General features: G+C 66.8%; 12 protein-coding genes. 1 reads left to right on the forward strand and 11 read right to left on the reverse strand.

What is annotated here, in order from left to right; all coding sequences use genetic code 11:
- Window positions 1-6: 6 nt before the first annotated feature.
- Window positions 7-1,518 carry an HDOD domain-containing protein gene (locus tag ACV22W_RS22785; protein ID WP_448021915.1) on the forward strand — a complete coding sequence of 504 codons (1,512 nt, stop codon included), beginning with the start codon at window positions 7-9 and terminating at the stop codon, window positions 1,516-1,518.
- A 70-nt stretch (window positions 1,519-1,588) separates the two neighbouring features.
- Here ACV22W_RS22785 and ACV22W_RS22790 read toward each other — a convergent pair whose 3' ends face one another.
- From ACV22W_RS22790 to ACV22W_RS22840, 11 genes are all read right to left on the reverse strand, one after another.
- Window positions 1,589-2,383 (reverse strand): ABC transporter substrate-binding protein, encoded by a 795-nt coding sequence (locus ACV22W_RS22790; RefSeq protein ID WP_059467138.1) that lies wholly within the window; start codon window positions 2,381-2,383, stop codon window positions 1,589-1,591.
- A gap of 353 nt (window positions 2,384-2,736) precedes the next feature.
- On the reverse strand, window positions 2,737-3,786 hold the full coding sequence (astE, locus tag ACV22W_RS22795; protein ID WP_448021917.1) for a succinylglutamate desuccinylase: 1,050 nt from the start codon (window positions 3,784-3,786) through the stop codon (window positions 2,737-2,739).
- Between the two features lie 7 nt (window positions 3,787-3,793).
- Window positions 3,794-5,134 (reverse strand): N-succinylarginine dihydrolase, encoded by a 1,341-nt coding sequence (gene astB / locus ACV22W_RS22800; RefSeq protein ID WP_448021918.1) that lies wholly within the window; start codon window positions 5,132-5,134, stop codon window positions 3,794-3,796.
- A 14-nt stretch (window positions 5,135-5,148) separates the two neighbouring features.
- The gene (gene astD, locus ACV22W_RS22805; RefSeq protein WP_448021919.1) at window positions 5,149-6,612 is read right to left on the reverse strand and encodes a succinylglutamate-semialdehyde dehydrogenase; all 1,464 of its coding nucleotides are present in this window, start codon (window positions 6,610-6,612) and stop codon (window positions 5,149-5,151) included.
- A gap of 7 nt (window positions 6,613-6,619) precedes the next feature.
- Window positions 6,620-7,666 (reverse strand): arginine N-succinyltransferase, encoded by a 1,047-nt coding sequence (gene astA, locus ACV22W_RS22810; RefSeq protein WP_448021921.1) that lies wholly within the window; start codon window positions 7,664-7,666, stop codon window positions 6,620-6,622.
- On the reverse strand, window positions 7,663-8,730 hold the full coding sequence (aruF, locus tag ACV22W_RS22815; RefSeq protein WP_448021922.1) for an arginine/ornithine succinyltransferase subunit alpha: 1,068 nt from the start codon (window positions 8,728-8,730) through the stop codon (window positions 7,663-7,665). Before aruF ends, astA begins: the two co-directional genes overlap by 4 nt.
- Before the next feature lie 31 nt (window positions 8,731-8,761).
- Window positions 8,762-9,994: an aspartate aminotransferase family protein gene (locus ACV22W_RS22820; RefSeq protein WP_448021924.1), complete on the reverse strand. Its 1,233-nt coding sequence runs from the start codon at window positions 9,992-9,994 to the stop codon at window positions 8,762-8,764.
- A gap of 959 nt (window positions 9,995-10,953) precedes the next feature.
- Window positions 10,954-11,997: a GlxA family transcriptional regulator gene (locus ACV22W_RS22825; protein WP_059691111.1), complete on the reverse strand. Its 1,044-nt coding sequence runs from the start codon at window positions 11,995-11,997 to the stop codon at window positions 10,954-10,956.
- A gap of 21 nt (window positions 11,998-12,018) precedes the next feature.
- The gene (locus tag ACV22W_RS22830) at window positions 12,019-12,819 is read right to left on the reverse strand and encodes an ABC transporter ATP-binding protein (RefSeq protein ID WP_006488736.1); all 801 of its coding nucleotides are present in this window, start codon (window positions 12,817-12,819) and stop codon (window positions 12,019-12,021) included.
- Window positions 12,820-12,840: 21 nt separating this feature from the next.
- On the reverse strand, window positions 12,841-13,554 hold the full coding sequence (locus tag ACV22W_RS22835) for an ABC transporter permease (RefSeq protein WP_448021925.1): 714 nt from the start codon (window positions 13,552-13,554) through the stop codon (window positions 12,841-12,843).
- Entirely contained in the window at window positions 13,551-14,240 is a 690-nt protein-coding gene (locus ACV22W_RS22840; protein ID WP_059523652.1) for an ABC transporter permease, read from the reverse strand. The genes ACV22W_RS22835 and ACV22W_RS22840 overlap by 4 nt, the downstream gene beginning before the upstream one ends.
- Between the last annotated feature and the right edge of the window lie 36 nt (window positions 14,241-14,276).

A 14,276-nucleotide genomic window follows, 5' to 3' on the forward strand; every position in this document is an offset into this window, starting at 1 on the left:
ATCCGTATGTCAATCACCGCACACCTGCCCCGCACGGCGCTGCTCGACAAGCTGTGGGCCCGGATGAACGAACGGGGCGACTTCCCGCTGCTGTCGGAGTCGCTGCGCGCGACGATGGCCGCGATGAAGAACGACGATCTCGACTTCACCGCGCTCGTGCGCGTCGTGCTGTCGGATTTCGCGCTCACGCAGAAAGTCCTGCGGCTCGCCAATTCCGCGATGTACATGGCGTTCGGCGGCAACATCACGACCGTCACGCGGGCGCTGATGGTGCTCGGCATGGACACCGTCGGCCATCTCGTCGTCGGGCTCAAGCTCGTCGACCATTTCCACCACAGCACGCCGCGCCGCATCGACGCGAAGCTCGAGCTGAATCGCGCGCTGCTGTCCGGCTGCGTCGCCCGCAAGCTGACCGAGCATGCCGAGTTGCGCGGCGGCGAGGAAGCCGTCGTCTGCACGCTGATGCGTCAGGTCGGCAAGCTGCTGGTGGTGTGCTATCTCGACAGCGAATGGGATCGGATCCGCCGCCGCGCCGCCGAGCTGAACGGCGACGAAGCGGCCGCGTGCGTCGACGTGCTGGGCGTCGGCTTCGACGAGATCGGTCTCGAGGCCGCCGCGAGCTGGCGGCTGCCCGACGTGATCCGCGCCGGCATGGCCGACGGCGACGGCGGCAGCGCACACGCGGCCAGCGCCGACGAGGACGATATCGACGAAGAGCGCCAGCGGCCCCGCGACGCTTGCGCCGACGACAGCCCCGAGCGCGTGCGCTGGCTGCGCGCGGTAAGCCGCTGCTCGACCGACGTCGCCGGTGCGCTCGCGATGCCTGCGGGCCCGCAGCGCGATGCGCGTATCGCGGTGCTCGCGCAGCACTACGAGCAGGAGCTGGACATCGACGCCGGCGCGCTGGTGGAAATCGCCGACCGGCTCGCACGCGAGGAAGCGAGCGACACCGTGATGCGCGAGATCGTCGAGCTGCGCGCGAACGCCGACGCGATCGCGCGGGCGCAGCCCGAGCCCGAGGCATGCCTCGAAGCCGGCCTCGCGGACCTGCGCGCGCTGCCGTCCGAGCATGTGCTGACGCCGGTGCTCGCGCTCGCGTCGGAAAGCCTGCTGGCGGGCCTCGCGTTCACGCGCACCGTGATGTTCGTGCGCCGTGAAGACGGCGCGTTCGCCGCCCGGCTCGGCTTCGGCCCGGACGTCGACGGGGCGCTCGAGCGCCTGTGCTTCGACGAGCGCTTCGAGCCGGACGTGTTCCATCTCGCGATCACGAACTCGGTCGGCATCTTCATCGAGCAGGCGCAGGACCCGAAGATGGTGAAGCGCCTGCCCCCGTGGTATCTCGATGCGCTTCCCGACACGCGCGCGTTCGTGCTGCTGCCGGTGCGCGTCGGCACGAAGACGGTCGGCCTGCTGTACGGCGACTGGGCCGGGGCGCAGCCGGCGCGCAAGATCACGCAGCAGGAGATGAGCGTGCTCAACGAGCTCGCGCGCGAACTGGGGCGCTTCTTCCCCGCGTGACGCAAGCGGCGCCCCAAAAGCAAACCGGCCGCGAAAGCGGCCGGCTGCATCGTGCGACGGATCGAAACGCTTACTTGAGCGTGACCGGCACGCTGAAGTACTTCTTGGCGAGGTTGTCGATCGTGCCGTCGGCCTTCAGTTCCTTCAGCGCCTGATCGAGCGCCGTCTTCAGCGCCGCGTCGTTCTTTCGCAGGCCGAAACCGACGCCCGAGCCGAGGATCTCCGCATCGCTGACCGTGCCGCCGGCGAAGCCGAAGCCCTGGCCTTGCGGCTTCGACAGGAAGCCCTTCGAGCCCGCTTCCGAATCCTGGAACGTCGCGTCGAGACGGCCCGACTTCAGGTCGGCGTAGGCCAGGTCCTGCGTCTGGTACGGCACGACGTCGACGCCGGCCGGCGCCCACTTCTTCTTCGCATACGCTTCCTGGATCGTGCCCTGCAGCACGCCGACGCGCTTGCCCTTCAGCGCTTGCGGGGTCGGCAGCAGGCCGCTGCCCTGCTTCGCGATCAGCTGGTTCGGGATCGTATAGATCGGATCGGTGAACGCGATCGCGTGCTTGCGCTGGTCGGTGATCGTCATGTCCGAGTTGATCGCGTCGAACTTGCGCGCCTGCAGCGCGGGGATCAGGCCGTCGAAGTCGTTCTCGACCCACACGCACTTCGTCTTCAGCTTCGCGCACACCGCGTTGCCGATGTCGATGTCGAAGCCGGTCAGCTTGCCGTCGGGCGTCTTGTATTCGAACGGCGCGTACGAGGCCTCGACGCCGAACCGGATCTCCTTCAGATCCGCAGCCATCGCGCTGCCTGCCGCCACGGCCGATGCCGCCACTACCGCGTGCGCGGCCACTTTACGCCAATCCAACTTCATCAGGTGTTCTCCTCGATACTCGAATGTTCCGGAACTACGGGCGCATGCATCATTGCAGGGTCGGATGACGACGACAATGCCGATGCCGCGCCTTGATGCGGCGCAACAGCCGCAAGGCCGCGATTGTACCAATCCGCGCGGCCCGATACGGCAAAGCGGCCGCCGGCGCACGATGCTGCGCTGCATGCGCGATGACGGCCGGATGCGCCGTCGAACTTGCAAGACGATGTCGCAAATACGCAAGGCGCGACGCTCGGGCCGTCTGCGCGGCATGCGGGCGTCGGCGCAATTCGGGGTTGTCGCAGGACGATGCGCGGGCGACGGATCACCTTGGCCGCGCGCAGCCGTTTTTGTCAGACGAGTGCGGCGAGCGTCTCGCGCGTCGTGTCGACGACGAGCAGGCCCGCGCGCAAACCCGGCTTCACGGTCGGATTCGGAAACACGATGCGCTCCTCGTCGTGCTGCACCGTGTAGCGATAGTCGCCGTCCTGCGCGAGCACGGTGCCGCGCGGGAACGCGGTGAAGTTCGCGACGTCGGCCGCGACGAACAGTTCAAGCGCGTCGCTCCGCTTCGTGATCTGGTCGATCACCGTGAACACGCGCGGCAACGGAGGATGGTCGACGTCGCGCGGCGGATGGCCGCCCCACGCGCCCGAGACGAGCTCGCGCACCGCGCGGTCTGCCGGCGCGAAACGCGACAGATCGTTCTGGCCGAACGGCCTCACCTTGCCGAGTTCGAGCGTGCATGCGAGCGCCCTGCAATGCTCGGCCGTGTAATGCGAATACGTGTTGCCCTTCGCCGTATGCAGCAGCACGGCCGCGATGCGCGCACCGCCGAGCCATTCGATCATCGCGCGGGTCGGCGGCGTGCCCGTGTGCGGCAGCAGCGCGAACTGCTCGAACACCGATGCGCGGATCGCCGTGTGCATGTCGACGTGCCAACGCGCGCTGCCCGCCGGCGCGGCCGTGAAGAACGCGGCGGCGGCCGCTTCGAGCTGCATCGCGCGCGGCGCTTCGCGGCTCGCGGGCGCTTTCGCGTGACGGCCGCTGAACAGCCGGTTCAGGTCGTCGTCGAGATAGCGTTCGCCCGCGCGCATCGCCGGCACGTTGCCGAGCACGACGAGCAATCGGCACGCGAGCGGCAGCGTGGCCGCCGCGAGATCGCGCACGAGCATCGACAGCAGCTCGATCGGCGCCGTCTCGTCGCCATGCACGCCGGCCGACACGAGCACGCTCGCAGCGCTGCCTGCCCCATCGGCCAAGGCCGGCTCGAGTTGCAGCATCCCGTCGCCGAGCCATTGCCAGCGCACCGCATCGCCGGCGCACGTACCGTCCTTCACGGCCGGCGCGTCGCCCGCGAGCGTGAACGCGAGAAAGTCGTCGAGCAGCGCGGTGGACGACATCCGGGACTCAGCGCTGGAAGTCATACAGCGACCCGACGCGCAGGATCTGCGTGAGCTCGTCGAGCGCCGTGCGCGATTCGTCGAGCAGCGTCGGATCGGCGAGGTCTTCCGGTGCGAGACGATCGCGGTAATGCTTTTCGATCCACGCGTCGAGCGACGCGAACAGCGTGTCGTTGATCCACACGTTCGACGTGACGGCCGCACGCTCGGCCTCGTTCAGCACGACGCGCAGGCGCAGGCACGCCGGGCCGCCGCCGTTCTTCATGCTTTCGCGCAGGTCGAACACCAGCACGTCGCGAATCGGGCCGTTGCCGGCCGCGAGCTGATCCAGATAGGCGGCGACGTTCGCGTTCTCGCGGCATTCCTGCGGCACGACGAGCACCTGCGAGCCGTCCGCCCGCGACAGCAGCTGACTGTTGAACAGATACGACGTCACCGCGTCGTTCACGCTCACGGCCGCATCGGGCACCTCGATCACGTTCAGCCGCGCGCCGCGCGCGTCGAGCGTGGCCGTCAGTGTGTCGTAGACCGCCTGCTTGTTGACGAACGCACGCTCGTGCGTGAACAGCGTGTCGCGGTTGCCGACCGAGATCACGTCGTTGTGGAACACGCCTGCATCGATCACGTCCGGATCCTGCTGCGCATAGACCGTCGCCGTTTCGGCGAGACCGTGGCGATGCGCGACCGCGCGGCTCGCCTCGAAGGTCTGGCGCGCCGGGAAGCGCTTCGGCTCCGGGCCGCGGCGGTATTCCGCGCGGCCGTACACGAAGAACTCGACGCCCGGCCGGCCGTATTCCGCGCAAAAGCGCGTATGGTTCGCGGCCCCCTCGTCGCCGAGTGCCGGCGTGCCCGTCAGCGCCTCGTGCACCGCGAAGTGCGCGGGATCGGCGAACAGCGTCGACAGCGTGCGGCGCGTCGCCTCGTGCTCGATCGCGCGATGCAGCTTGCTGCACAGGTTGGCCGGCGTGAAGTGCACGCGGCCGTCGCTCGTGTCGGCCGACGGGCTGACGGTGGCCGCATTCGCGGTCCACATCGCCGACGCCGAGCTCGCCGCGGCGAGCAATTCGGGCGCCTGCTTCGCGGCCTTCGCGATCACGTCCGCGTCCTTGCCGGAGAAGCCGAGCTCGCGCAACAGGCGCAGCGACGGGCGCTCCTGCGGCGGCAGCACGCCTTGCGCGAAACCGAGATCCGCGAGCTGCTTCATCTTGCGCAGCCCCTGCTTCGCGGCGGCCTTCGGGTTCGCGGCCGACTTCTCGTTGTTGAGCGACGCCACGTTACCGAACGACAGCCCGGCGTAGTTGTGGGTCGGGCCGACGAGTCCGTCGAAATTGGCTTCTTGTGCGTTCATCGTCGTTCCCTCGATCAAAAATGCAGGCCCGGCGACAGGCTCGCGGGCAAGGTCAATTCGGTGCTTTCCACCGACGCCATCGGATACGCGCAATAGTCGGCCGCGTAGTACGCGCTCGGCCGATGGTTGCCCGAGCGGCCCGTGCCGCCGAACGGTGCGGCCGACGATGCACCGTTGGTCGGGCGGTTCCAGTTGACGATCCCCGCACGGATCGTGCGGCGGAAGTGGTCCCATGCGTGCGCGTCGTCGGCCAGCAGGCCGGCTGACAGGCCGAACGCCGTGTCGTTCGCGCGCTCGAGCGCCTCGTCGAACGTCGCGTAGCGGACGATCTGCGCGAGCGGGCCGAAATGCTCTTCATCGGGCAGCTGCGCCACGCCGGTCACGTCGATGATCGACGCGTTCACGAAACCCAGGCGCGGATCGCGCTGCGTCATCGCGATGATCGGCTTCGCGCCCTGCTCGACCAGCCGCGACTGCGCGTCGACGAGCTTCGCGGCCGCGCGTGCCGAGATCACCGCGCCCATGAACGGCTGCGGATCGGCGTCGAACACGTCGGCCGTGATCTTCGACGTGACGTCGGCGAAACGTGCGAGGAAGCGGTCGCCGAACGCGCCCTGCGGCACGAAGATGCGCCGTGCGCACGTGCAGCGCTGGCCGGCCGACAGGAACGCCGACTGGATCGTGTGATGCACGGCCGCGTCGATGTCCTCGACTTCGCCGATCACGAGCGGGTTGTTGCCGCCCATCTCGAGCGCGAGCACGATTTCCGGCCGCCCGCCGAACTGCTTGTGCAGCAGCGTGCCGGTGTCCGAGCTGCCGGTGAAGAACAGCCCGTCGATCTGCCGATGATTCGCGAGCGCGATGCCCGTGTCCTTCTCGCCCTGCACGAGGTTCAGCACGCCGGCCGGCAGCCCGGCCTCCTGCCACACCTCGACCGTCGCGCGCGCGACGCCCGGTGCGAGCTCCGACGGCTTGAACACGACCGTGTTGCCCGCGATCAGCGCCGGCACGATGTGGCCGTTCGGCAAGTGGCCGGGGAAGTTGTACGGGCCGAACACCGCGACGACGCCGTGCGGACGATGGCGCAGCACCGCGACGCCGTCGGCCATGTCCTGGCGCTTCTCGCCGGTGCGTTCCTGATAGGCCTGGATCGAGATGCCGACCTTGGCGGCCATCGCCGCGACTTCGGTGCGCGCTTCCCACAGCGGCTTGCCCGTCTCGCGGCCGATCGCGGTGGCGATCGCTTCCTTGCGCTCGGTGAGCAGCGCCGCGAAGCGCTTGACGATCGCGCAGCGCGATTCGAAGTCGAGTGCCGACCAGCCGGCGAATGCGCGACGCGCGCTCGCGACCGCACGGTCGACGTCGGCCGCCGATGCGCTGCCGCCCTGCCATGCGATCGCGTCGGTGCCCGGGTTGCGCGAAGCGAAGACGGGGCCCGAGCCTGCGACCCAGGCGCCGTCGATGAAGAGTTCCGTCATGATTCGTTTATCCCTGTTTGACTTTGAGCGGCAGCACGCGGACCGGATCGCCGGCCTTCACGTCGAGCGCGGCGGCATCGTCGGCCGACAGCACGAACGCGCCATTCGCGACCACGCCCGGCGCGACGCCGACGCGGAAATCGCCGAGCGACGTATTCGACACGAGCGACTTCGACGGATGGCCGCCCCCCGCATCGTCTCGCACGTCCGGCTCGCCGATCGCGACCGGCACGACGACGCTCTCGCGCACCGTGCGCAGGTCGTTGACGTGGCATTCGAGCACCGGGCCCGCGTCGAAGATGTCGACGTGATTCTGGTAGCGCAGCCCTTCCGCCTCGAGCATCTTGCGGGCCGGCAGCGTGTCGCGGTGCGTGAGGCCGACCGCGTCCTGCGCGTCCTGCGGCAGCAGGTCGACGTACACCGGATAGCGCGGCATCAGTTCCGCGAGGAACGACTTGCGGCCGTGCGAACTGAGGTAGTCGGCCGCGTTGAAATCGATCTGGTAGAAGTGCGAACCGACCGCGCGCCAGAACGGCGACGTGCCGTCCTCGTCGAAGTGGCCGCGCAGCTCCGCGCAGATGCGTTCCGGAAAGCGGTCGCGGAACTGCGCGATGAACATGAAGCGCGAGCGCGACAGCAGGCCGCCGACGCCGCCCGTGCGATAGCGCGGGCTCAGGAACAGCGAACACACTTCCGCATAGCCCGTCAGGTCGTGCGAGATGTTCAGCGCGTGCATCCGCGTCCACACGCCGAGCTCCTGGCTCGCATGCACGACCGTGCTCACGCGATAGTTGTAGAACGGCTGCTCGAGGCCGACCTGCGACTCGATCCCGCACACGCCCGCGATGTCGCCCGTCTTCGATTCTTCCATCACGAAGAAGTAGCCGGCTTCGCCCGGCGCTGCCTCGCCGTCGAGCGTGCGGCGCGTGCGTTCGATGCGCGCGGCCAGCGCGTCGCGATCGGGCTTGAACGTGGTCAGGCCCGGCCCGGTTTCCTTCGCGAGCGATACGAGCGCGTCGACGTCGCCCGTTTGTACGACCCGAACGACGATCATGCTGCGTCTCCCTTCATGTCTTCATCGTCGCGGCGGTGCAGCGGCACGCAGCGCACGACGTCCCCCTCCTTCACATCGAGCGCCGCGCGCACGTCGCCGGCCAGCGGCGCATGGGCGCCCCGCGCATCGGCCGTGTCGCCCGGCAGGTCGGCCAGCACGCAGCGGAACGATTCGCCGCTGCCGGTCGACACCATGTATGCGACGTCGCCCCGCTGGTGCGCGGCCTCGCGCACGACGCGCTCCGCGCCGTGCTTCACGCACGCGGTGCGGTCGACTTGCGCGGTCAACACCGGGCCTGCGTCGAAGATGTCGACGAAGCGGTCCGGCTCGAAGCCTTCCTCGAGATGGATGTCGTACGCGAGCAGCGCCGATTCGTTCGGCTCGCCGAGCACGCGCTGCGCGGCTTCCGGCAGCAGTGGCACGTAGAGCGGATACGCCGGCATCACTTCCGCGATGAACGTGCGGCTGCGGCCGCCCGACGCGATGTCGACATCGGTGAAGTTGCGGCCGAAGAACTTGCGGCCCACCGCTTCCCAGAACGGCGATGCGCCCGTGTCGTCGCTCACGCCCAGCAGCAGCGTGAACACTTCCGGCGTGAAGCGGCGACGGTTCGCGGCGATGTACATCATTCGCGCACGCGAGATCAGGTGCGCGGCCGCGTCTCCGCGCAGCGACGGGTCGACGTAGAAGCCGGCCAGCCGGCTCTTGCCGGTCAGCTCGTGCGACATCGTGAGCGCGTGGATCTTGCGGTTCACGTGCAGCTCGCGCGACGCGTGGATCAGCGCATCGTTGCGGAACGCGTAGAACGGTTCCGAGTAGCCGGCCGCGGCCACGATGCTCGCCGTGCCGAGCAGCTTGCCCGTCGACGAATCCTCGAGCACGAAGAGGTAGAACTCCTCGCCGGCGAAGTCGACGTCCGCGCGAAACGAATCCTCGGAGAGCGCCACGCGCGCTTCGAGCGCCGCGCGGTCGTGCGGCAGCGAGTGCAGGACCGGCTGCGCGGTGCGCGCCATGTGCGCGAGCGCATCGAGATCCGTGAGTTTGCCGGGGCGAACAAATAGCATCGTCGTTCCTGTCTGCGATGGGGGGCGCCGATCAGCGCGCGGTGGCTTCCTGGGCCGCGAGCACCTGCTCGACCGCCTTCTCGAAGCGCTTCACGCCTTCGTCGAGCAGGTCGAACGGGATCACGAGCGACGGGACGAAGCGCAGCACGTTCGGGCCCGCGATCAGCATGATCAGGCCGTTCTCGGCGGCGGCGGTGACGAAGTCCTTCGCACGGCCGTCGAATGCGGCGGTGAGTTCCGCGCCGACCAGCAGGCCCTTGCCGCGGATGTCCTTGAAGATGCCGAAGCGTGCGTTGATGCGTTCCAGCGCGCCCTTCAGTCGCACGCTGCGTTCGCGCACACCCTCGAGCAGCGCCGGGTCGCTGATCAGTTCCACGACCTTGTCCGCGATCGCCGACGCGAGCGGGTTGCCGCCGTACGTCGTGCCGTGCACGCCGACCTTGAAGTGCGCGGCCAGTTCGTTCGTCGTCAGCATCGCGCCGATCGGGAAGCCGTTGCCGAGCGCCTTCGCGGTGGTGAGGATGTCCGGCGTGACGCCCGTGTCCATGTACGCGTAGAACTGGCCCGTGCGGCCGACGCCCGTTTGCACTTCGTCGAAGATCAGCAGTGCGTCGTTGGCGTCGCAGGCTTCGCGCAGTGCCTTCAGGAAGGCCGGATCGGCCGGGATCACACCGCCTTCGCCCTGCACCGGCTCGACGATCACCGCGCAGGTTTGCGGGCCGATCGCGGCCTTGGCGGCTTCGATGTCGTTGAACGGCAGGTGCTTGATGCCTTCAGGCACCGGGCCGAAGCCTTCCGAGTATTTCGGCTGGCCGCCGACGCTGACCGTGAAGAACGTGCGGCCGTGGAACGACTGGACGAACGACACGATTTCGTATTTGTCAGCGCCGTGGCGGTCGAATGCGACGCGGCGTGCGAGCTTGAGGGCAGCTTCGTTTGCTTCGGCGCCCGAGTTCGCGAAGAACGCGCGGTCGGCGAAGGTCAGCGATTCGAGGCGCTTCGCGAGGCGCAGCACCGGCTCGTTCGTGTAGCCGTTGCCGATGTGCCAGAGCTTGCGGCCTTGTTCGTCCAGAACCTTCAGCAGTTCCGGGTGGCCGTGGCCCAGCGACGTCACCGCGATGCCGCAGGCGAAATCCACGTATTCGCGGCCGGCCGTGTCCCACACGCGCGAGCCCTCTGCACGGTCCGGCACGAACGGCGCGGGGGAGAATACCGGCACCATCACTTCGTCGAATGTCTGGCGGGTCACGGTCGAGGTCGTCATGGTCGTTCCTTTCGGTTTCGTAAGAGGGTTCAACAGGATCAAGTTTAGGTAAGGGTGACGCAAGCGTCTTGCGGATTTGCGACGGGTTCTATCGGAAGCGGATGGTTCGCCGTATTTTGCCCTTTCGGCGGGGGGTGGTTTTTTTGTGGGCTTTATTTGGGGTCGTTTGGTGGTGCGCGGTTTGTTGGCGTGAAGCACCTGTTGTCGTGAAGCACCTGGGGTCGTGTCGGTCTATCAGCGTCGCCCCTGCGCGGGGCGGCGGTTACTTTTCTTTGTCTTGCCAAAGAAAAGTAACCAAAAGAAAGGCGCTCGGATAACGCATGACCTCCCGGTGCCATAGCCATCAAAGTGGCCCTCGCCTAAGTGTCCGCGCCAGTCAGGATCCCGGAGTGGTTCGAGCAATGGGTCTGACATCACTCGCCACCCCACGGAGCGGTATACCGCCCGCTAGCTCCATCCTCGCTTCGCTCGGCTGTAAGGTTCTTCAGCCGCAATTCATGAGCCCGCGCGTCATCTGGAACGCCCACTGATCAGTTCGCCGAATCAGTGAGGCATCCGTTGCATAGCAACGACAAATTCGATTTATTGGATCGATGTGCTGCTCCACCACGATTCTGGAAACATTCGTCCAACCGCGTTGAAAAAGGGATGGGTGGACCTGTCGGCCGAGCGAAGCGAGGACGGAGCCAGCGGGCGCTATACCGCTCCGTGGGGCGGCGAGTGGTGTCAGACCCATTGCTCGAACCACTCCGGGTTCCCGCCTGGCGCGGACACTTAGGCGAGGGCCACTATGATGACCACGGCACCGGGAAGTCATGCGTTATCCGAGCGCCTTTCTTTTGGTTACTTTTCTTTGGCAAGACAAAGAAAAGTAACCGCCGCCCCGCGCAGGGGCGACGCTGATAGACCGACACGACCCCAGGTGCTTCACGACAACAAACCGCGCACCGCAAAAGACCTCAATCCTTGCCACCACGCTCGACAAGCGCCCCCCCACGAGGCTCACTACCCCCACCGGTCTGCTTCTCGAGCCACGCTCGCCGATCTTCCCGAGGCGTCACACCAAACCGCTCGCGATAAGCGTTGGAAAAATGCGCAGCAGAAGAGAACCCACAAGCGAGACTGACCTGAACCACCGACTTGCTGGTCCGCTGCAACTGGGTCCTGGCCTTGAGCAACCGGAGATTGAGGTAATACTTCGAGGGCATCGCCCCGAGATACTGGCGAAAAAGCCTTTCGAGCTGCCGCCGAGAAACGCCCACGAGCCCGGCGATCTCATCGGTCGTCAAGGGATCCTCGACATTGGCTTCCATCAAAAGCAACGCATCGTTCAGCCGAGGATGCCGCTCGCCCGGCGCGGTCACGAAAGGAATCCGCTGCCGCTCCTCGCCGCTGCGCAGCGTGCCGGCCCCGAGCGCATCGGCAATGCGCTCACCCAGATCCGCCCCGTGTTCCCGGCCGATCATGGCCAGCATGAAATCGACGGTCGCCTGCCCGCCCGCACAGGTCGCCCGATCGCGATCGATCTCGAAGATCTGCTGCGTGACGATCGACCGCTCGAATTGTTCGGCGAACTGCTGATACGTCTCCCAGTTCACGCTCACGCGATATCCGGAAAGCTGCCCGGCCATCGCGAGCCACCACACGCCGTGGTGAATCCCGGTCACAACCGGCGTGCGCTGCCCGACCCGCGCGAGACTCGCGAGAAACAACCGATAGTCGGCAAACTGCTGAAACCGCTCCGACACGACGATCAGCCAGTCGCACGCGATCGCATCGTTGAACGCCGCATCGGCATGCCACTGCGCGCCGCCGGCGAGCGGCACCGGCCGCCCGTCCCACGAACACACCTGCCAGCGATACAGCAAGCGCCCGTCGATCTCGTTCGCGAGATGCAGCGCATCGACGATCGGACCCACACCCGACATCGACACGGGCGGCAATGCAACGATCGCCACCTGCGTCGTGCGGGTGGCGCCTGCGGGACGAGACACCGGTACCACGTATGAAACCCGCCCTTCGCGTTACTTGAGACTGCCCGACAGGAACTGCTTCAGACGCTCGCTCTGCGGACGCACCAGCACCTCCTTCGGATCGCCCTCTTCCTCGGTCCGCCCCTGATGCAGGAACATCACGTGGTTCGACACGTTGCGCGCGAAACCCATCTCGTGCGTGACGACGATCATCGTGCGGCCTTCCTCGGCCAGCTTCTGCATCACCTTCAGCACTTCACCGACCAGTTCCGGGTCGAGCGCCGAAGTCGGCTCGTCGAACAGCATCACGTCGGGATGCATCGCCAGCGCGCGCGCGATCGCGACGCGCTGCTGCTGCCCGCCCGACAGATGCGACGGATACTGCTTTTCGACGCGCGGCGGCAAACCGACCTTCTCCAGGTACTCGCGCGCACGCTCCTCGGCTTCCTTCTTCGAAATGCCGAGCACGTGCACCGGCGCTTCCATCACGTTCTCGAGCACGTTCATGTGCGCCCACAGATTGAAGTGCTGGAACACCATCGCGAGCTTCGTGCGGATGCGCTGCAACTGCTTGTGATCGGCAACCTCGAGCGCGCCGGCGCGGTCGGTCTTCGTGCGCACGGCCTCGCCGTCGACGACGATCTGCCCCGCATTCGGCCGCTCGAGAAAATTGATGCAGCGCAGGAACGTGCTCTTGCCCGAACCGCTCGCGCCGATGATGCTGATGACGTCGCCCGCCTTCGCGTTCAGCGACACGCCCTTGAGCACCTCGTTATCGCCGTAGCGCTTGTGAATGTCGACTGCGGCAAGCTTCACGGAAGCGGACGCGCTCGTTTGAGTGATCTCGGCCAACTGGCTCTCCTCGAAGTGAAATCAATGACGGCCGGCCGCGAGATACGCGAGCCAGTGGCGCTCCGCCCGGCGAAATGCCGCGACGAGTGCGAACGATACCGCAAGATAGATCAGCGCGGCGACACCGAACGACTGGAACGCCATGTAGGTCGCGGAATTGGCGTCGCGCGCGACCTTCAGTATGTCGGGCACGGTCGCCGTGAACGCGACAGTGGTCGCATGCAGCATCAGGATCACCTCGTTGCTGTACAGCGGCAGCGCGCGGCGCAGCGCCGAGGGCAGGATCACTCGGCGATACATCGTGAACGGCGACATCCCGTAAGCACGCGCCGCCTCGACCTCCCCGTGCGGAATCGCGCGAATCGCGCCGGCGAAGATCTCGGTCGTGTACGCGCAGGTGTTCAGCGCGAACGCGAGGATCGCGCAATTGAAGCCGCTGCGGAAAAACGCGTCGAGCAGCGAGTGCGACCGCACGAACTCGAGGCTGTACATGCCCGTGTACATCAGCAGCAGCTGCACGTAGAGCGGCGTGCCGCGAAACACGTACGTGTAAAACCGCACCGGCATCGACAGCCACTTCTTCTTCGACACGCGCGCGACCGCGAGCGGCACCGCGCACACGAAGCCGAGCGAAATCGACGCGACGAGCAGCCACAGCGTCACCGCAAGGCCGGAGAGGCGCTGGCCGTCCCAGTAAAGGAACGCCTGGCCGAATTCCTGGAGGATCTCGATCATAGTTCTGCGTGCCGCACGCCCATGGAATAACGCTTCTCGAGCTGGATCAGCACGAGGTTGGAAACGGTCGTGATCGCGAGGTAGATCAGCGCCGCGACGAGGATGAAGAAGAACATGTTGAACGTGCTCTTGCCGGCGTCCTGCGCGGCCTTCACGACGTCCGCGAGACCGATGATCGACACCAGCGCGGTCGCCTTCACGAGCACCTGCCAATTGTTGCCGATGCCGGGCAGCGCGAAACGCATCATCTGCGGAAACATGATCCGCACGAACACGCGCATCCCGCTCATCCCGTACGCCGCGCCGGCCTCGAGCTGGCCGCGCGGCACCGACAGGAACGCCCCGCGGAACGTCTCGGTGAAGTACGCGCCGTAGATGAAGCCGAGCGTCAGCACGCCGGCGACGAACGGATCGATGTCGATCTGGTCCCAGCCGACGAGGTCGGTGAACTGGTTCAGCCAGATCTGGATGCTGTAGAACAGCAGCAGCATCAGGACGAGATCGGGCACCGAGCGGATCAGCGTCGTATAACCGGTCGCGATCGCTCGCAGCACCCGGTTATGCGACAGCTTCGCCACCGCGCCGATCAGCCCCAGCGCCACCGCGGCGGCGAGCGACAGCACCGACAGCTCGATGGTCTGCACGGTGCCGGCCCAGAGGACAGGACCAAAGCCGTAAAGGAACACGCGCGTCTCCAGTGTTGATATGAACACCGGCACGCA

The sequence above is a fragment of the Burkholderia sp. AW49-1 genome (assembly GCF_053427845.1).

Bases quoted from the DNA above. Each gene is read 5' to 3' on its own strand.
- ACV22W_RS22835 (WP_448021925.1), bottom strand. From the start codon at position 13,554: ATGATCGAGATCCTCCAGGAATTCGGCCAGGCGTTCCTTTACTGGGAC.
- ACV22W_RS22790 (WP_059467138.1), bottom strand. From the start codon at position 2,383: ATGAAGTTGGATTGGCGTAAAGTGGCCGCGCACGCGGTAGTGGCGGCA.
- ACV22W_RS22785 (WP_448021915.1), top strand. From the start codon at position 7: ATGTCAATCACCGCACACCTGCCCCGCACGGCGCTGCTCGACAAGCTG.
- ACV22W_RS22820 (WP_448021924.1), bottom strand. From the start codon at position 9,994: ATGACGACCTCGACCGTGACCCGCCAGACATTCGACGAAGTGATGGTG.
- astD (WP_448021919.1), bottom strand. From the start codon at position 6,612: ATGACGGAACTCTTCATCGACGGCGCCTGGGTCGCAGGCTCGGGCCCC.
- aruF (WP_448021922.1), bottom strand. From the start codon at position 8,730: ATGCTATTTGTTCGCCCCGGCAAACTCACGGATCTCGATGCGCTCGCG.
- astB (WP_448021918.1), bottom strand. From the start codon at position 5,134: ATGAACGCACAAGAAGCCAATTTCGACGGACTCGTCGGCCCGACCCAC.
- astA (WP_448021921.1), bottom strand. From the start codon at position 7,666: ATGATCGTCGTTCGGGTCGTACAAACGGGCGACGTCGACGCGCTCGTA.
- astE (WP_448021917.1), bottom strand. From the start codon at position 3,786: ATGTCGTCCACCGCGCTGCTCGACGACTTTCTCGCGTTCACGCTCGCG.